This is a genomic window from Xaviernesmea oryzae, assembly GCF_900109605.1.
Classification (GTDB): Bacteria; Pseudomonadota; Alphaproteobacteria; order Rhizobiales; family Rhizobiaceae; genus Xaviernesmea; species Xaviernesmea oryzae.
The window spans coordinates 33,023-50,302 of sequence record NZ_FOAM01000017.1; the positions used below are offsets into that span (position 1 = coordinate 33,023).

At 62.0% G+C, this 17,280-nt stretch carries 18 protein-coding genes; all 18 read left to right on the plus strand.

Annotated elements, in window-relative coordinates:
• Positions 1-145: 145 nt before the first annotated feature.
• A complete protein-coding gene (locus BMX61_RS18950; RefSeq protein ID WP_210186296.1) occupies positions 146-421 on the plus strand; it encodes a DNA -binding domain-containing protein in 276 nt (91 codons plus the stop codon).
• 164 nt (positions 422-585) lie between these two features.
• A complete protein-coding gene (locus BMX61_RS25120) occupies positions 586-762 on the plus strand; it encodes a transcriptional regulator domain-containing protein (RefSeq protein ID WP_234794742.1) in 177 nt (58 codons plus the stop codon).
• A gap of 91 nt (positions 763-853) precedes the next feature.
• A complete protein-coding gene (locus tag BMX61_RS25350) occupies positions 854-1,303 on the plus strand; it encodes a DUF2285 domain-containing protein (protein ID WP_234801475.1) in 450 nt (149 codons plus the stop codon).
• A gap of 138 nt (positions 1,304-1,441) precedes the next feature.
• On the plus strand, positions 1,442-1,723 hold the full coding sequence (locus BMX61_RS18965; RefSeq protein WP_407703799.1) for a helix-turn-helix transcriptional regulator: 282 nt from the start codon (positions 1,442-1,444) through the stop codon (positions 1,721-1,723).
• Between the two features lie 11 nt (positions 1,724-1,734).
• Positions 1,735-2,823, plus strand: a complete 1,089-nt coding sequence (locus BMX61_RS18970; RefSeq protein ID WP_092742927.1) for a replication initiator protein A — start codon at positions 1,735-1,737, stop codon at positions 2,821-2,823.
• Complete coding sequence (gene parA, locus BMX61_RS18975) at positions 2,820-3,470, plus strand: ParA family partition ATPase (protein WP_075628799.1); 651 nt, start codon at positions 2,820-2,822, stop codon at positions 3,468-3,470. The genes BMX61_RS18970 and parA overlap by 4 nt, the downstream gene beginning before the upstream one ends.
• Positions 3,467-3,721, plus strand: coding sequence for a ribbon-helix-helix protein (locus BMX61_RS18980; protein WP_075628760.1), 255 nt, complete (start codon positions 3,467-3,469; stop codon positions 3,719-3,721). Before parA ends, BMX61_RS18980 begins: the two co-directional genes overlap by 4 nt.
• The gene (locus tag BMX61_RS18985) at positions 3,718-4,239 is read left to right on the plus strand and encodes a DUF2840 domain-containing protein (RefSeq protein ID WP_075628759.1); all 522 of its coding nucleotides are present in this window, start codon (positions 3,718-3,720) and stop codon (positions 4,237-4,239) included. Before BMX61_RS18980 ends, BMX61_RS18985 begins: the two co-directional genes overlap by 4 nt.
• A complete protein-coding gene (gene traF / locus BMX61_RS18990; protein WP_075628758.1) occupies positions 4,236-4,784 on the plus strand; it encodes a conjugative transfer signal peptidase TraF in 549 nt (182 codons plus the stop codon). Before BMX61_RS18985 ends, traF begins: the two co-directional genes overlap by 4 nt.
• A 53-nt stretch (positions 4,785-4,837) precedes the next feature.
• Complete coding sequence (locus BMX61_RS18995; RefSeq protein WP_075628757.1) at positions 4,838-5,173, plus strand: DUF736 domain-containing protein; 336 nt, start codon at positions 4,838-4,840, stop codon at positions 5,171-5,173.
• A 3-nt stretch (positions 5,174-5,176) separates the two neighbouring features.
• Positions 5,177-5,935: a lytic transglycosylase domain-containing protein gene (locus BMX61_RS19000; RefSeq protein WP_075628756.1), complete on the plus strand. Its 759-nt coding sequence runs from the start codon at positions 5,177-5,179 to the stop codon at positions 5,933-5,935.
• Between the two features lie 210 nt (positions 5,936-6,145).
• Positions 6,146-6,304: a hypothetical protein gene (locus BMX61_RS24795; RefSeq protein WP_170854979.1), complete on the plus strand. Its 159-nt coding sequence runs from the start codon at positions 6,146-6,148 to the stop codon at positions 6,302-6,304.
• Positions 6,305-6,881: 577 nt separating this feature from the next.
• The gene (locus BMX61_RS19010) at positions 6,882-8,621 is read left to right on the plus strand and encodes a relaxase/mobilization nuclease domain-containing protein (RefSeq protein ID WP_075628754.1); all 1,740 of its coding nucleotides are present in this window, start codon (positions 6,882-6,884) and stop codon (positions 8,619-8,621) included.
• A 33-nt stretch (positions 8,622-8,654) separates the two neighbouring features.
• Positions 8,655-10,646: a conjugal transfer protein TraG gene (locus BMX61_RS19015; RefSeq protein ID WP_075628753.1), complete on the plus strand. Its 1,992-nt coding sequence runs from the start codon at positions 8,655-8,657 to the stop codon at positions 10,644-10,646.
• A 7-nt stretch (positions 10,647-10,653) separates the two neighbouring features.
• Entirely contained in the window at positions 10,654-11,121 is a 468-nt protein-coding gene (locus BMX61_RS19020) for a ribbon-helix-helix protein, CopG family (protein WP_075628752.1), read from the plus strand.
• Between the two features lie 474 nt (positions 11,122-11,595).
• Positions 11,596-14,940, plus strand: coding sequence for a non-ribosomal peptide synthetase (locus BMX61_RS19025; protein WP_210186297.1), 3,345 nt, complete (start codon positions 11,596-11,598; stop codon positions 14,938-14,940).
• Positions 14,933-16,525, plus strand: a complete 1,593-nt coding sequence (locus tag BMX61_RS19030; RefSeq protein ID WP_075628751.1) for a GMC family oxidoreductase — start codon at positions 14,933-14,935, stop codon at positions 16,523-16,525. Before BMX61_RS19025 ends, BMX61_RS19030 begins: the two co-directional genes overlap by 8 nt.
• Positions 16,522-17,280 carry a thioesterase II family protein gene (locus tag BMX61_RS19035; protein WP_075628750.1) on the plus strand — a complete coding sequence of 253 codons (759 nt, stop codon included), beginning with the start codon at positions 16,522-16,524 and terminating at the stop codon, positions 17,278-17,280. The genes BMX61_RS19030 and BMX61_RS19035 overlap by 4 nt, the downstream gene beginning before the upstream one ends.

Genomic DNA, 17,280 nt, shown 5'->3' on the forward strand with positions numbered 1-17,280 from the left:
CATACTTTGAGTTTATGAACTATAGTATGTAAATTGCGGCGCGGGATGCCATAGCGGCAACGGACGATGCCATCCTGAAAGCTCTCTACAGGGAGGCCGATTGCCTGTATGGTTAATGAAGGCTCGGTCCAGGCGACCACCTTCCATGGAGATCGCCATGACTGCAAAAGATTTCCTCGATGAACCTCCGCAGAGCGAGGTTCTCACAGAGTATGATCGGGCGCACATGGTGCTCTACATGCGCCTCCTCGACTCTGTCGCCGACGGTGCAGACTGGACCGAGGCGGTCGAGGTTCTTTTCGCGCTCGATCCCGACGTCGAACCCGACCGCGCCCGGAGCGTCTATGACCGCCATCTCGCGCGTGCCCGCTGGATGACGCACACCGGCTATCGCCATCTGCTGCGCCTTGCGATGCACTGAGGGTGATGCCCTGCCGGCAACGGGTGATGCCGAAACAGGGACTTCCCAACGGTAAGATTGCGCGGAATCCTTCTCGACCTAGCAAGCGTAAGACTTGTGAGTACGGGAGAGGATAGATGAAACCGGATACGTCGCATTGGCGCGACAACGGCGCTTACGAATATATGGATACCTTATCGGTCGAAGACCTCGCCTGGGAATGTCTCCGCCGCAACCCATCCTATCAGGATGACGCAAGGCGACAGCTCCGGGCAGACGACAAGGACTCGGACGGCGATCTGGTCGTCTCCCGTCGCTGGGGGTTGCGATTTCGTCGCCCGTCCCAGCCGCTCCAGCCTTGAACAGGCGATCCACTGGACTCCGGACATCGATCCGGCCGTCCTGATCCTCGTCCCGTCACCCGTTTCATCGCACGATCAATCCACCATCCTATTGACGCTTACCGATATCCGCGATGGCAGTGAGGGCCGGTTCGCCCGGCATCGGGCCGGTCAATCCGAGATACCGCTCCTCCTGCTTCCGGGCGCGGCCTCGGAGCTGCCGCTTGCGGCGCTGGTTCCGCTCGGCGCGGACGCTCGCGACCGTGTTGACGCCATCTTCCGTTTCCAAAAAGCTTTGCAGGGCCTCCCTGCGCCCGACACGCGCCTGACAGAGCTCCGACGCTGGCGCATTCCGCGCGAACTGCGCGCCGCCGACGCTCGCGCGCACGGCGCCACCTATCGCGAGATCGCGGAAGCCCTGCACGGTCCCCGGCGCGTGGCCGAAGAGCCCGATTGGGACAGTTCTCCTCTGCGCACCGAAGCGATCGAACTCGTCGCCCGAGGTCGCGCCTTGATCGCCGGCAGCTATCGCAAACTCTTTCGTCATCGGCGCCGACCCTGACACGTCTGATCGGGCGGCGGGATGGGAATTTAGCGATCCATATTTCCCCATCCACCCCCGCCGCACCACTCCGCCATCCTGGCCTCCGTTCGCCGCTCTTCGCCAGCGGCCACCCCCGAGACCATGGAGGCCTTTCCTATGCCCATGCCGCCGACCAAACTCGCGCCGCACTATCTGCGCACCCCTGACGCCGCCCGCTATGTCGGCCTGTCGGGCCGGACGCTGGAGAAGCACCGTACTTACGGCACCGGCCCGGCCTATCGGAAACTCGGTGGTGTCGTCGTCTACGCCATCGAGGATCTCGAAGCCTGGGTGGCTCGCGGAACGGTCACGTCAACCTCCGATCCGCGCGGTTCCGTTCTCGCCGCCAAGCCGCAGCCTGACCTCCCGCCGGCGACGCCGCCGCGCTACGGCCGCTGAGCGGTTCGCCGATGTCCCGCCGAGATCTCCTCGCCGGCAGCGAACGGGCGCGACTCGACCCGTTCGTCATCGCCACCGGCGACGCCTCGCCGCGCGATCAGCGCGACCTGATGGAGCGTCCGTTCTTCTCGCTCGCCAAGTCGAAGCGGGTCACCCCGATCCTCTATGCCGCCGGCGACGTGCGCGTCGAGGTCCATGCCGTCGCCGAGCACGGCATGGCGACGATCTGGGACGCGGACATCCTGATCTGGGCCGCAAGCCAGATCGTGGAAGCGGAAACTGCTGGTCTCAAGACCTCGCGCTTCCTGCGCTTCACGCCCTTTCAGCTTCTCACTTCTATCGGCCGGGCGACCGGCGCGAGCGACTACAAGCTGTTGAAGGACGCGCTGGTTCGCCTCCAGTCGACCGCGGTGCGCACGACGATCCGGCACGATGTCCGCTGGCGGCGCCATCAGTTCTCCTGGATCAACGAGTGGGAGGAGTGCTCCACCCGCGACGGCCGAACCGAAGGGATGGAGATGGTCCTTCCCGACTGGTTCTATCGCGGCGTCGTCGACCGCTCGCTCGTCCTCACCATCGACCCGACCTATTTCAGCCTGACCGGCGGGATCGAGCGCTGGCTCTACCGCGTCGCGCGCAAGCACGCCGGCCATCAGCCGACCGGCTGGCTCTTCGAGCTGCGTCACCTGCACGAGAAATCGGGCAGCCTCGCGCGCTTCTCGGATTTCGCCCTCCAGCTTCGCCGGCTCACCGCGCGGCAGCCGCTGCCGGGCTATCGCCTCATCCTCGAACGCGAGGACCGGCGCGAATTGCTCCGCATCCTGCCGGCCGCCGCGGCGGGTCGGCCTGTGGACAAGCCTGTGGATCCCATCGGGAGATCACACGCACCGGGTATCGGGAGATCACACGCAAGTCGATCGGGAGATCACACGCACGGATCGCAGTTAACACTTTGGAACGACAGCGCGAATCCGACCCGTAATAGAGAGTCTAATAGAGAATCTAATATTTTTGTTGCGCCCGGCGATGTGGACAAACTCGTCCAGGATGTCGCGCGAAGCTTCTCGGTTCGCTCCCTCTCCAAGGGAGGCAACCGATGATCATCGCCTTGCTCAATCAGAAGGGCGGCGTCGGCAAGACGACGCTGGCTTTGAATCTGGCAGGCGAGTGGGCGCGGCACGGCAGGCGCGTCACCCTGATCGACGCAGACCCGCAAGGCTCGGCGCTGGACTGGTCGCAGCAGCGCGCCCGCGAGGGGCTGGATCGCACGTTCGGTGTGATCGGTCTCGCGCGCGACACGCTGCACCGGGAAGCGCCCGAGCTCGCCCGTGACGTCGATCACATCGTCATCGATGGCCCGCCGCGTGTCGCCGCACTCATGCGGTCGGCGCTGCTCGCCGCCGACCTGGTGCTGATCCCCGTGCAGCCATCGCCGCTCGATGGCTGGGCCTCGGCGGAGATGCTCGCACTCCTTACCGAGGCGCGCATCTACCGGCCGGAGCTCACCGCCCGCTTCGTGCTGAACCGCTGCGGTGCACGAACCGTGCTCGCCCGCGAGACGGCCGAGACGCTGGCCGATCACGACCCGCCGGTGCTCACCGCCACCGTCGGCCAACGCGTCGCCTTCGCGGTCGCTGCACAGTCCGGCCGCCTGGTGTCCGAACTGGACGACGACACGCCCGCTACGCGCGAGATCGCAGCCCTGACACGAGCGATCGACGCCCTCGGCGTGGGGAGGGCACCATGAGCGAGCCCGCCCGCCGCCGTGGCTTCGCCGCCCGCCCCGGCGATCCCGAACAATGGATTAAGGCGGCCGGACCCGCGCGGCGCGATCGTGAGACCGACGGGTTCACCGCCCGGCTGACCATCGACGTGACGCCCGAGCTACGCGGCCGGATTAAGATCGCCGCCTTCCGGCGCGGCATCACCGTCGCCGACATGCTGCGCGACCTTCTCGCGCGCGAATTTCCCCAAACCTCGGAAGGAGACCCGTCATGACCAGCGCCGCGGTGCCCCGCGCGCTCGGCGATTCGCCGCCGCGCGCCCATTCCACCGACGATCTCACCCATGTCGAACTGACGCATATCGAGAAGCGAATCGAGAACTGGATCAGGTTCGGCCGCGAGGCGCGTGAGACGATTCTCGATCGCCGTCGGCGCGTCCTTTCCTATCGGCCCGGCAGCATCTTCGCCTTCGTGCGCTGGGCCGCCAATGACTTCGGCACCGTCATCTCGCGCATCGACATCGTGCGCGCCGTCGCGCCGGGAGAGCCCTACCAGACGCTCCCCTTCGTGCGTCCGGGCGGCGACATTCTCTTGAAGATCGAGAGCTGGCCCAAGGTCGAACGCGTGCTTCACCACGTCGATGCCGTGGAAGCTGCCGGCATCGAACCGCACGAGGTCGCCCCGGATCACTGGCGCCATGTCGCCAGCCGACTGAGCGCCGGTCACGAGCCGCGCCCTTACACGGCGGAACGCCATCAGGCGTGGCTCAAGCGGCGGGAGGCCGAGGCATGACCCGCTTCGGCTATGTCATGACGACGTATTTCGCGACGATGGGCATCGCCATCGCCTCCTTCGTGCCGACGCCGCTGCGGCTCGTCTGGAACGCGTCGGCCAGCGTGCCGATCGGACTCTACGATCTGGATCCGCCCCGCGATTTGACCGTCGGCGATCTGGTCGCCGTCATGCCGGACAAGCCGCTCGCAGATTTCATGGTCGAACGCGGCTATATCGGGCGCGGTGTGCCGCTGATGAAGCGCGTCATGGGCCTTCCCGGACAGGAAGTCTGCCGGTCCGGCAGCACCGTCACCGTCGATGCCGTGCCGCTCGGGGACGCGCTGGCCCGCGACCGGCGCGGGCGGGAACTGCCCGTCTGGCGCGGCTGCCGCCGCGTCGCGAAGGGCGAGATCTTCCTGATGAACCCGTCCGTGCCCGACAGCATGGACGGTCGCTACTTCGGCCCGGTCCCCGCGCGGACCGTCATCGGCAAGGCGACGCCGCTCTACACCGACGAACAGGCCGACGGCCACTTCGTCTGGCGCGCGGCGGTGTCACGCTGAGCGTCCGGACCGACGCGTCCTCTCATCCACAATCCGTTCGAATGAGGTTCTTCATGTCGAAGATCGGCACCTTTGCGCGCGAAGCCACGGGCTTCGTCGGCCGCATCCACACCTTCACCCTGTACCGCGAAATCACTCTCGTTCCGGCCGAGCCGTCGGAGGCCGAGAACGCTCCGGACTATCGCGTCCATGTCGGCGATGACCAAGGCCCGGAGATCGGTGCCGGCTGGAAACGCACCGGCGAGCGCGCGGGGGAGTACGTCGCGATCATCCTCGACGATCCGGCCTTTCTCGCTCCGATCCGCGCCCATCTGTTCCGCGACGAGGAGCATGGAGACGCATGGTCGTTGCACTGGAGCCGCACACCGCGAAACGCGGAGCGGGGTTGAACCATGCCGCCGCTCCGCACCAGCTCGGCCACGCGGTCGCCCCGCGTCACCAGGCGCATCGTCGCCCTTCTCCTTTCCGGCCTTCCAGTCTGCGCTGTGGCCGTGCCATCGGCGACGATCGCCGCGTCGGCCGCCGCGCAGGGGCTGCGCGATCCCTATGCCGGTCACATCACGATCGCGGCGCAGCGCTTTCGCATTCCAGAAGCCTGGATCCGCGCCGTGATGCGGGTGGAGAGCCGCGGCAACCCGCGTGCGACCTCACCGAAGGGCGCGATGGGGCTCATGCAGATCATGCCCGAAACCTGGGCGGATCTGCGCGCCCGTCATGCGCTCGGCAGCGATCCCTACGACCCCCGCGCCAACATCCTCGCCGGCGCGGCCTATCTGCGTGAGCTGTACGACCGCTACGGCTCTCCGGGCTTCCTCGCCGCCTACAACGCGGGACCGGGGCGATACGAAGCCTCGCTTCTCGGCCGCGCACTGCCGGCAGAAACGAGGGCCTATGTCGCGGTACTGGCATCAGCGGTCGGCGCGCCGGGGCGCACGCGGCCGCCTCGCTTCGCGAACGCCGATCCGTCCGCCTGGACGCGCGCATCGCTCTTCGCCGTGCGCGGCAAGGGTCGGCCGACAGCGGGTCAGGTCCAGGCCGGAACGGGAGAGGACGAGACGCCGGTCGCCGCGCTGGTGCGCGATCTCTCGGCGATCGTGCCGCAGGTCGGCGGCCTGTTCGTCGAGCGTCCCGACCGCGGAGAGGTTCGATGAGCCCGCGGCTGGCGTCGGGGACAAGGCTGTCTGCTCAGACATGCCCAGGGTCCGGTACGGCACGGAGCGCGTCAAGGACGACAGGGTCCCACCATTTTGCTGCGCAAAATCGTTGCCCCTGTCGCCGCTTCGCGGTCGCTGACGCGATCCCTGACCCGCTCCGCGCCGCACCGGGCGTCGCTCCTGTCTTTCACGAAACAGGAGGCGACCATGGCGCTCTATCAGCACATCGAGGAACTGCGGGCCGAACTCAACGCGTGCATCGACCGGCGCGAGAAGGCGCAGATCACGGCCGAGCTTCGGGCGGCCGAGGCCGAACTGGCGGCCCGCGAGGCGGCACTCGACAGGGAGCTGGCGGCGGCAGGCTGAGCCGCCACAGCGCGATCGGGGCGGCGCGACCCAGCGCCGCTCCGGCATCGTGCTGCTCGCAGACGCCGACCTGCGCCGACACCGGCTTTGCCGCCATCGGACTGCAAACGGCGTGCAGCCGACATGCGATCTCCACCTCACGCGCGCAGTCGACCGGCGCATATACGGCGAAAGCCCCGGCAGCTTCGACCCTGTCGGAGCGATGCAGCGATGCTGACCGATCGCGCCGAGTCCGCCTGCGCATGATGGCCCCCGGAGGCAGGTCTTCGAGTGTCGAGCAGCGGCATGAGGGGAGGTTCGCTCTCAATTCCGGCGCGGACTGGCCCGTCACTCAGCGGATCGCATGGTGGCGTGGCTCCGCGTGCAAAGGCGAATGTTCGGCAGCTTGGAAGGGCGGGGGAGGAACAGCGACCGAACGAGGGCAGGATAAAGGGCCGCGAGGTGCGGCGTCGGTCGGTTGTGGTTTTTCAAGAGGTTATCAGGGGATTGCGCGAGGCGCGGAGACCGATCGCACCTCGCCACCGGCATGGAATGCAAGCCCGATCAGGGACTTGGTGCGATGCGTGGGGCGTTGCCCATGAGCGGGGAGGACGATTTCCGCGTCCGACCCGGCCGCATCCGCTCCTCCGAGGCCCAGCGGGCCAGACCCTTCGTCGCGCAGGCGCTTGCCGCCACGCAGAAGGCAGGCGGCACCGTGTCCCGGAGCGGCAAGATCGGCGCGGGCAATCGCTCGCGCTTCGGCCGCGGCCAGCGCGCGGCGGTCCAGGCCAATCGCATCATCACATCCCGCTCACGCGGCGCCGTGGTGAAGAGCCGCTTCCTCCGCCACGCGACGCAGCGCGGCAAGCTCGCCGCGCATCTGAACTACCTGCGTCGCGAGGGCGTCACCCGCGATGGCGAGAAGGCCCGGCTGTTCGGTCCCGACACCGACAATGCGGACGCCGGCGCCTTCGCTGAGCGATGCGAGGACGATCGGCACCATTTCCGCTTCATCGTCTCGCCCGACGACGCGCTGGAGATGGCGGACCTGCGGTCCTTCACCCGCGATCTGGCCCGGCAGATGGAGAAGGATCTCGGCACCCGCCTCGACTGGGTGGCTGTCGACCACTGGAACACCGAGCACCCGCACGTCCACCTGATCGTGCGCGGCGTCCGGGACGACGGCGAGAACCTCGTCATCGCCCGCGACTACATCAAGGAAGGGATGCGCGACCGGGCGCGGGACCTGATCACCCAGGAGCTGGGACCGCGCACCGATCTCGACATCCGCCGCTCGCTCGAACGCCAGATCGACGCCGAGCGCTGGACCCAGCTCGATCGGCAGCTCGTCCGCGACGGCGGTCCGGACCGGATCGTCGATCTCGCCCCGCGCGCTGGCGTGCAGCCGGACGAGTTCCACGCGCTCAAGGTCGGACGGCTGCGCAAGCTGGAGACGCTCGGGGTCGTCAGCCAGATCGGCAACGCGCAATGGCACATCAAGGAGAATGCCGAAGCGGTGCTGCGCGAACTCGGTGAGCGCGGCGACATCATCAAGCGGATGCACCGCGCGCTCACCGATCGCGGGATCGAGCGCGGCTCGGCCAGCTACGTGCTCGCGGCCGAGAGCCTGGACGTGCCTGTGATCGGCCGGCTGGTCGATCGAGGTCTCGACGACGAGCTGAAGGGCAGCGCCTATGCCGTGGTCGACGGTGTGGACGGCCGCACGCACCACATCAAGCTCCCTGATCTCGATGCCACCGGCGACAGCGCGCCCGGCTCGATCGTCGAACTGCGCCGCTTCGAGGACGCGAAGGGCAATCGCCGCGTCGCCATCGCCGTCCGCTCCGACCTCGACCTGGATCGACAGGTCACGGCATCCGGCGCGACCTGGCTCGACCGGCAGAACATCGCTCGGGAACCCGTCGCCCTGGCGGATGGCGGCTTCGGCGCCGACGTGCGTCAGGCGCTGGAGCGCCGCGCCCAGCATCTGGTCGAGCAGGGGTTCGCGGAACGCAGCGGCCAGCGCGTCACCTTCAGCCGCAATCTGATCGACACGTTGCGGCGACGCGAACTGGACGCGCTCGGCGACAAGCTGTCGACCGAGACCGGGCTGCCGTTCAATCGCGCCGGCAGCGGCGAGTACGTCGCCGGCACCTACCGCCAGCGCCTCACGCTCGCCTCCGGCCGCTTCGCCATGCTCGACGACGGCATGGGCTTCCAGCTCGTGCCCTGGACGCCCGCACTCGAGAAGCAGCTCGGCAAACACGTCTCCGGTGTCGCCCGCGACGACGGCGGCATCGACTGGAGCTTCGGCCGCAAGCGCGGCCTCGGCCTTTGAACCCTTCCTCCCACCCACGAAAGGACTGCCATCGTGTCAGGCACCAAGATCCTCTGGGGTCAGATCCTCACCGTTCTCCTGATTGTCCTCGCCACCACCTGGGGCGCGACCGAGTACGTCGCCTGGAGGCTCGGGTTTCAGGCGCAGCTCGGCCCGCCCTGGTTCACGATCCTCGGCTGGCCGCTCTACCTGCCGCCATCCTTCTTCTGGTGGTGGTACTTCTATGACGCCTATGCGGCGGAGATTTTCGTGCGCGGTGCGTTCATCGCGGCCTCGGGCGGCTTCATCGCGGTCGCTGTTGCGATCGGCATGTCGGTCTGGCGGGCGCGCGAGGCGAAGAAGGTCGAGACCTACGGCTCGGCGCGATGGGCCGGGACGGAGGAAGTGAAAGCCGCCGGCCTGCTCGGCGCAGATGGCGTCGTGCTCGGCAAGCTCGATCGCGACTATCTCCGTCATGACGGACCGGAGCATGTGCTGTGCTTTGCGCCGACCCGGTCCGGAAAGGGCGTCGGCCTCGTCGTTCCCTCACTGCTGACCTGGCCTGGCTCGGCCATCGTCCACGACATCAAGGGCGAGAACTGGCAGCTCACCGCCGGCTTCCGCGCCCGGCATGGCCGCGTGCTGCTGTTCGATCCGACCAATGCGAAGTCGTCGGCCTATAATCCGCTGCTGGAGGTCCGGCGCGGCGAATGGGAGGTGCGCGACGTTCAGAACATCGCCGACATCCTGGTCGACCCGGAAGGCTCGCTGGAGAAGCGGAACCATTGGGAGAAGACCAGCCACGCGCTTCTGGTTGGCGCCATCTTGCATGTCCTCTACGCCGAGACCGACAAGACGCTGGCCGGCGTCGCCGCCTTCCTGTCGGACCCCAAGCGGCCGATCGAGTCGACGCTCGCCGCGATGATGAAGACGGCGCATCTCGGTGATGCCGGTCCGCACCCGGTCATCGCGAGCGCCGCGCGCGAGCTGCTCAACAAGTCGGACAACGAGCGCTCGGGCGTGCTCTCCACCGCCATGTCCTTCCTCGGCCTCTACCGCGATCCTGTCGTCGCCGAGGTGACGCGGCGTTGCGACTGGCGGATCGGCGACATCGTGACGGCGAGACACCCGACGACGCTCTACCTCGTCGTGCCGCCCTCCGACATCAACCGCACCAAGCCACTCATCCGCCTTATCCTCAATCAGGTCGGCCGCCGCCTGACCGAAGACCTCCAGGCCAAGGCCGGCCGTCATCGCCTCTTGCTGATGCTCGATGAGTTTCCGGCACTCGGCCGTCTCGACTTCTTCGAGTCGGCGCTGGCCTTCATGGCGGGCTATGGCCTCAAAAGCTTCCTGATCGCCCAGTCGCTGAACCAGATCGAGAAGGCCTACGGCGCCAACAACTCGATCCTCGACAACTGCCATGTGCGCGTCAGCTTCGCCACCAACGACGAGCGCACTGCCAAGCGCGTGTCTGACGCGCTCGGCACCGCGACCGAGATGAAGGCGATGAAGAACTATGCCGGCCACCGGCTCTCGCCCTGGCTCGGCCACCTGATGGTGTCGCGCTCGGAAACCGCCCGGCCGCTGCTCACCCCCGGCGAGGTGATGCAGCTTCCGCCCACCGACGAGATCGTCATGGTCGCCGGCACCCCGCCGATCCGGGCGAAGAAGGCGCGCTACTATGAGGATGCCCGGTTCCAGGAACGCATCCTGCCGCCGCCAGCGCTTCACAGGCCGAAGCACCCCGGACCCGATGATTGGACGATGCTGCCGGTGCCAGCTCGCCCCCAGGCCGTGGAGGCAGGGCCAGGAATGGAAGCTGCTGATGATGATCCGACCGAATCCGAGCGTCGCCAGCAACCCGAGCTCAACCGGGTGAGGCCGGTCGAGAAGGCGCCTCCGGTCGAGAACGAATTCGAGATCGATTTCGACCGTGACGACGAGATGGAGGATACGGCCACCCGCAACCGGCGCATGACCGGACTCATGCAGGGCGTCGCCCGCCAGGTCTCGCTCGACCCCAATGACGGCATGGACCTGTGAGGCACCGATGACGAAACCTCAGCGCAAGCAGCGGCTCTCGGTCTATCTCGATCCGCCCGTCATGAAGGCGCTCGCGGAACACGCCGCCCGGCGCGATCACTCCCGTTCGCTCGTGGCCGAAGCCGCCATCGCCTCCTTTCTCTCGCCGGATGCGGCGGAACGCCAGGAGGCGGCGATCATCAAGCGCATCGACCAACTCGATCGGCGGATGGCCAGGCTGGAAAGGGACCTCGGTATCGCTGTCGAGACTTTGGCGGTGTTCGTCCGGTTCTGGCTGATGACCACCCCGGCTTTGCCAGAACCTGCGGCCAAAGCCGCGCGTGCTGACGCAGGCCGTCGCTACGACGCTTTCGTCACCGCGCTCGGCCAACGCCTCGCGAAGGGACCGAAACTGCGGCAGGAGGTTTCGGAGGATGTATCCGGCGACAATACTAACAGTCTGATCCATTCGCCAACGCAAGATCCGCAAAAATAAGTCACCGGCCAAAATCATGACGTCATCTTAATGGGTTGAGACGCGAAAGGACCTTTCTCCACATACGGGCAAAAATAGAACGGATTTTCTAAGTCTAAACTTTGTCGGAAACGCATTCGCTAAATAAATCGCGTCGAATGAACTCGCATTGCATATCGTATGACGGATGGGTGACCTTCACATATTAAAACCGATGCCTGATCTCGGATGCGCATGATACCTACAATATAATATTTCGGAGATATGAATGTAAGCTTTTGATTTGCAACGAATTTAGCCGGTTTTCTATGAAAACATACTAAAATGTGTGGCGTTTTTCCTTGATATGCGATCCATTATCAAAGAACATTCAATTCATCGATTGAGGGTTTGCAGAGCGGGTCATCCCGCTCGGGCGATCACCGTGGTGCTGTTGCATGCACAGACAGTAGACATTCAAGCAGAAATCTCAGCCGGGAGGGGAGGCTTATGCATATGATCAGCTTGTCTAAGACGCATCAGAACGAAATTCAGGTTTCGTCTGCACATTCCTCAAAGATCAAGCACGATGTTGGTATTGAGGCAGGCATACTCCCCCTGTCTGAGCCCGTTGATTGTGCTTCTGATCACCATGTAGGCGCGTTAAGATCAGCAGTCACGCTCAGCGACATGCAGTTATCTTATATTTTTAGCGCTCAAACCGGCGTTGAACTCGGCGGTATTGTGGCCGCCCATTATCAGGAAGTCGACGTCCCTGATGTCGATATTTCGAAGCTTGAACGGGCATTGGATCTGACTCTACGTCGGCATCCAATGTTACGAACCTCACTTACTAACTTTGGTTCACAAGGCGTTATTGCGGATAACGTACATTGCAAGATATCTACAGAAGACTACAGAGCTGCTCCAGATCATATCGTAAAGCGTGCTTTGGATCAGAAGCGTGCTGACTTGCAGGCGGCTCCGCCAAACTACACTGCGCCGAGCGCGATTCTGGTCCATGCAACTCAGCTTCCGAATGGCAAAACCCGACTGCATATCAATATAAGCTTGTTGTTCATTGATGCGGCAAGTATTGATGTAGTTTTACGAGATTTGTGGAGGCATTATAAGGATAATATATTTGACGTAAAAGAGGATCGCAGATTTCTCGATTATGCTTGCTACGAGAAATCATTGAGATCCTCCAAACAAGCAAAAGACGATGAAAACTTTTGGCGAACTCAACTTGACCGGTTGCCAAAGCCGGCGGAGCTACCGATAAAAATCTCGCCCCAGTTAATCAGTAGAATTTCGTTTAATCGGGAGTCTGTTCGTATCGGACATGACGATTACAGCGAAATAGTTAGGCTGGCGGACAAGCTTAAAGTCTCTCCAGAGTCTTTCGTTCTTGGGTTGTTCTCTGAGGTCATTCGAACTTGGTCTCGCCACCAGGAGCTGTCGCTAATCATCGCGGAACATGGCCGCCGGGCTCATTTTGATGATGTGCAGAATGTTGTTGGAAATTTTCTGCAACCAGTGCCTCTGCCGGTCCGAGACATGAAAGATCACAGACTTTGCGACAGGATAGGTCGCTTACACAAGGACTTACTGGAGTCGCGCCTTCATGGTGCGTGTAGTACGATAGGCATTATCCGAGAAGTGGGACAGAGGAACTCTCCCGACCGAGGGACTTCTACACCTGTTGTTTTCAATAATTTGCTTGACCCACATTTTCGTTCGCGTGCTGCCGGCGTAAACCTGACATGGGACGGTACGACCCCGGTATATACAAGCAGTCGCACTCCTCAGGTTTGGCTGGAAGCACAGATCGTGCGGGAAGCCGACGAAATATGGATGCACTGGAATTATGTCGATGGGCTGTTCCCGGACGGGATGGTACAGGCCATGGCCGAGGCATTCTCCCGCCTCCTTCAGAACTGCATCTCTGATTCCACCATATGGGCGCGCTTGCGCGGCGTCGTCAATTTGCCCACTCAAGATCTGGAGGAACGCGTTCGGGCAAATGACACTGGAAGCGAGCCACCCTCGGTCTTCCTGCACGACATGGTTCTCGCAGCCGCAACGCGCTTCCCGAGCAAAGTCGCCGTTCGGTCGAGTTACTCAAGCCTGACCTTCGGAGAACTTGAGGACCAGGCCATCTCGCTGAGTCACGAACTCCTCAGACGCTGCCGCATCAAGCCGAACGACATCGTTGCGGTTTCGATGTATCCCGGACCTGAATTGCTCGTCTCCATCATGAGTATCTTAATAGCGGGCGGAGCTTACGTCGCTATCGATCCGGCACTTCCCTCGCAACGGCGGACGAGCTTGATCACACGCTGCGCTGCGAAAGCAATTTTGACAAAAACGGAGATAAATCCCGATTCTGATCTCCCTGAATCGTGTTTTCGCATAAATATTGACGATTGCAAAAGCGACGTGTCTTCTGTCGATCGGCCTATGACAGCTGTCGGCCACGATGATCTGGCTTATGTAATATTCACCTCAGGCTCGACGGGTGAGCCCAAAGGGGTGATGGTTTCACATCGCAATGCTGCTAATACGATCATCGACATCAATAATAAATTCGAAGTATCAAGCGACGATACGGTGCTTTCGATTGCGCCGCCCGGTTTTGATCTTTCCGTATACGATTACTTCGGCGTTCTCGGCGCAGGTGGATGCGTTGTATTCCCTGCCGCAGAAACGATCAGTGATCCGAAAAGTTGGGTTGATGCCGTCGTCACCAATAATGTGACCATATGGAACAGTGTTCCCGCTCCTATGAAGCTTGTCGCAGACGAATATTCGAACGAGTTGAGGACTTGCCATTTGCGCCTCATACTCATGAGTGGTGATTGGATACCGGTCAATCTTCCCGGAGCGATCAAGTCTGCGCTACCAAGCGCTAGAGTTATAAGCCTTGGTGGAGCGACCGAAGGATCAATATGGTCTATCTTTTACGAGATAGACGAGACCGACCCAGCATGGTCCAGCATACCCTATGGCAAGCCTCTGGCAAATCAGCGCTTCCATGTTTTGAATGAGTGGCTCGATCCATCTCCTAAAGGTGTTACGGGAGAGTTGTACATCGGTGGCGCCGGGGTTGCTCAAGGATATTGGGCTGATGCCGAAAGAACTGCAGAACGATTCATTAATCATCCTCATACGGGCGAACGGCTCTATAAGACTGGAGATTTGGGGCGATACATATTTGACGGAAATATCGAGATATTGGGTCGCGAGGACAACCAAGTTAAAATCAATGGCTACCGTGTTGAGCTAGGCGAAATTGAAGCTTGTATCCTGTCGTGTACAGGTATCCGGCATGCAGTGATCGACGCTCCGGCTCATCCGGAAACTAAGCGACGCCACATCGTCGCGTACTTGGTGTTCGACGACAATACGGGAGAGCCGGAGACGTTGACTGCTCACATACGAAGCAACGTAAGGGACATTCTTCCTTCTTATATGGTGCCCAGCCACTACGTCACTTTGCCGTCCATCCCTCTAACCCAGAATGGCAAGATTGATCGAAAGGCGCTTCCCTCGCCTTTCTCCAGGGAGGTCGCTGAAAACAGCGCGCCAGCCAATGCCGCCAACGCAACTGAACAGCTTTTGCTCGAGATGTGGCGGGAACAGCTCAATCGGGCGGATCTCGGAGTATCTGAGGGCTTCTTCGACGCTGGCGGCGACTCACTGCACGCTGTGGGGCTTCTGAGCGCGGTCAGGCAGCGGTTCAAGGTCACGACGGAAGGCGAGCAAAGCATGATTGAGGCGCTTTTCATGAATGCCGATATTGTCGCCTTCGCTAAAATTGTGGAGCAATTCGATCGAATGGGCGGGGGCGATGAGTAACGTCTCGACCTCATCGTTAGACGAGCGCGTCTTCGACTATGCAGTGATCGGCGGCGGAACGGCTGGATGTGTCCTCGCAAATCGCCTCTCTGCCGATCCGTCTCGATCTGTCGTCTTGATAGAAGCCGGCGTTCGCGAGGTTGCAGATGCGATTGGATGCCCTCTCCGCGACTCGTCGCGTCTGATCTTGGAGGGCTACAATTGGGATTATGAGGCGCAGCTCATTCGGGCGCGTGCCGACGGGTCGCCGGCCAGAAGCCCAAAATCCTTTCCGTATCGATTAGGCAAAACACTTGGCGGTTCTTCAGCGGTCAACGGTGCCGTCGCACTAATCGGCTTCGCTAGCGATTTTGACCGCTGGGCTGCCGCAGGCTGTACAGTTTGGGGCTGGAGCGACGTGGAGCCATGGTTCCGCGCGATCGACGGATGCGAGCGGCGTAATTCGGATGCCGCTATTCAAAGCCCGCTGCGGCTTCGATTCCCCGAACAGTCACAACTGCATTCCCTCGACCGCGCATTTATCCGTGCCTGTGTCGATGCAGGAGTGCCTTTCATCGACTGCATCAATAGAGGTGAGGAACCGGCAGTCGGCCTGTCTCCAGCGAACGTCGGCCCCGCAGCAGAGCGGATTAATCTCTTCCAGTCCTACGTCCAACCTGTTCTCCATAGGCCGAACCTCGTTATTCTGACCGAGGCGATGGCAAATCGAGTCAAAACCGTCGGCAATCGCGCGACCGGTGTCGAAATCAGTCAATCTGGCAGGGCACTGGAAATCCATTCAAGGAACGTGGTTCTTTCCGCGGGCGCAGTCGGAACACCTCTCCTCCTCCAACGGTCAGGAATCGGGGACGCCCCACAGCTCCGATCGCTGGATATCCCGATTGTCAGCCATCTCCCCGCGATTGGCAAAAATTTGTCTGATCACGCGTCAGTCGTGCTCTGGGCAGTTCCAAAGTCAAAAGAGGTGCATGAACCCCGACCTTGGCGGCAGGTCGTGGCGCGAACCCCAAGCGGGATCGACAAGGAGATCGACGTCCAACTCGGCTTACTCAACAATGTCGTCAGCGAGCGTATACCGGCGATGAGAGCGCGTACGAACGATCCTGCGTTGATCGGGGCGACCGTAATGCTAATGCGCCCGGAAGCCCGAGGGCGGGTCGCTTGGCGCGGACCGAGGCAGCCGCCGCTGATCGAATTACCGGTCACATCCAGCGAAGTCGACGTCGCTCGTCTTGCCGGAGGCGTGCGCCAAATGTGGCGGCTGCTTCAGCATCCAGATGTGAAAGAAAATGTCGAGAGCGTTCGCTTCTGGTCTGAGGCGGTTGTTGCAAACGACGACACACTCAGAAGCGCGGTCAGCAATCTTGCAAATCCCGGATGGCACGCATGCGGCACGGTCCGCATGGGTTCCAAAGAAGACAAATCAACAGCTGTCGACGAGCGGGGCGCCGTGCACGGACTACGAGGATTGTTTGTATCCGATGCCTCGATCTTCCCGTCCATTCCGTCGATGCCGACTAACTTAACCGTCATCATGACTGCCGAGCGCATCGCAGACTTCATTTTAAACGGGAGTGTCCGATGAGCACTTGTAATCCCCGAATTGCCTATGCATTCCCGCATGCTGGAGGAACCGCTACCATCTACCGTCGATGGATTGATCAACTGGGTCATGACGGGCCGGTCACCCTTTTCCCCATGGAATTGCCAGGCAGGGGAAGCCTGATCAGGCAAGAGCCAATCCACGATCTCAACCGGCTGGTGGAGAATTTAGGGCGAAAGATAATTGACGATCTCAATATCCGCAGGCGCTACGGTGTGGAAGATTGGATAATCTTTGGCCATAGTTTCGGAGGTGTTCTGGGTTATGCCACCGCACAATTTCTATCGACACGCTGCGGATTGACACCAAAATTTGTCGTTCTCTCAGCTTCGATCGCCCCTAATATTCAGGATTATGACGGCAGGCATCTTGAGTCGGATCAAGATATTATCGCCCGTCTTAGGCGGGACAATGCCACGGCACCGGCTCTGCTTGATCATCCCGCGATGTGTAGCCGTCTGGTAACCCAAATCAGATCCGATTATCTCATACGAAATCAATATAAAAAGCTCCTCGGGACGACCTTAAATTGCCCAATCAAATACATTCGTGCGCTCGACGATCCGCACGTCCCTGCCGATTGTGCGAACGCATGGCGCGCATTCACTACGAAATCTCTGGAAGAGATCACCATAAGTGGTGATCACTTCGCAATTTACGAGAATTTGGCGTGCGTATTGGATGTCATGTGCGGCGGCGCCACAAGAGCGCGTGGCCGACATCTCGTCGGAGCTTAA

Excerpts from the sequence above, each read along its gene's own strand:
- BMX61_RS18950 (WP_210186296.1), top strand. The coding sequence starts at position 146 with ATGGAGATCGCCATGACTGCAAAAGATTTCCTCGATGAACCTCCGCAG.
- BMX61_RS25120 (WP_234794742.1), top strand. The coding sequence starts at position 586 with ATGGATACCTTATCGGTCGAAGACCTCGCCTGGGAATGTCTCCGCCGC.
- BMX61_RS18965 (WP_407703799.1), top strand. The coding sequence starts at position 1,442 with ATGCCCATGCCGCCGACCAAACTCGCGCCGCACTATCTGCGCACCCCT.
- BMX61_RS18970 (WP_092742927.1), top strand. The coding sequence starts at position 1,735 with ATGTCCCGCCGAGATCTCCTCGCCGGCAGCGAACGGGCGCGACTCGAC.
- parA (WP_075628799.1), top strand. The coding sequence starts at position 2,820 with ATGATCATCGCCTTGCTCAATCAGAAGGGCGGCGTCGGCAAGACGACG.
- BMX61_RS18980 (WP_075628760.1), top strand. The coding sequence starts at position 3,467 with ATGAGCGAGCCCGCCCGCCGCCGTGGCTTCGCCGCCCGCCCCGGCGAT.
- BMX61_RS18985 (WP_075628759.1), top strand. The coding sequence starts at position 3,718 with ATGACCAGCGCCGCGGTGCCCCGCGCGCTCGGCGATTCGCCGCCGCGC.
- traF (WP_075628758.1), top strand. The coding sequence starts at position 4,236 with ATGACCCGCTTCGGCTATGTCATGACGACGTATTTCGCGACGATGGGC.
- BMX61_RS18995 (WP_075628757.1), top strand. The coding sequence starts at position 4,838 with ATGTCGAAGATCGGCACCTTTGCGCGCGAAGCCACGGGCTTCGTCGGC.
- BMX61_RS19000 (WP_075628756.1), top strand. The coding sequence starts at position 5,177 with ATGCCGCCGCTCCGCACCAGCTCGGCCACGCGGTCGCCCCGCGTCACC.
- BMX61_RS24795 (WP_170854979.1), top strand. The coding sequence starts at position 6,146 with ATGGCGCTCTATCAGCACATCGAGGAACTGCGGGCCGAACTCAACGCG.
- BMX61_RS19010 (WP_075628754.1), top strand. The coding sequence starts at position 6,882 with ATGAGCGGGGAGGACGATTTCCGCGTCCGACCCGGCCGCATCCGCTCC.
- BMX61_RS19020 (WP_075628752.1), top strand. The coding sequence starts at position 10,654 with ATGACGAAACCTCAGCGCAAGCAGCGGCTCTCGGTCTATCTCGATCCG.
- BMX61_RS19025 (WP_210186297.1), top strand. The coding sequence starts at position 11,596 with ATGATCAGCTTGTCTAAGACGCATCAGAACGAAATTCAGGTTTCGTCT.
- BMX61_RS19030 (WP_075628751.1), top strand. The coding sequence starts at position 14,933 with ATGAGTAACGTCTCGACCTCATCGTTAGACGAGCGCGTCTTCGACTAT.
- BMX61_RS19035 (WP_075628750.1), top strand. The coding sequence starts at position 16,522 with ATGAGCACTTGTAATCCCCGAATTGCCTATGCATTCCCGCATGCTGGA.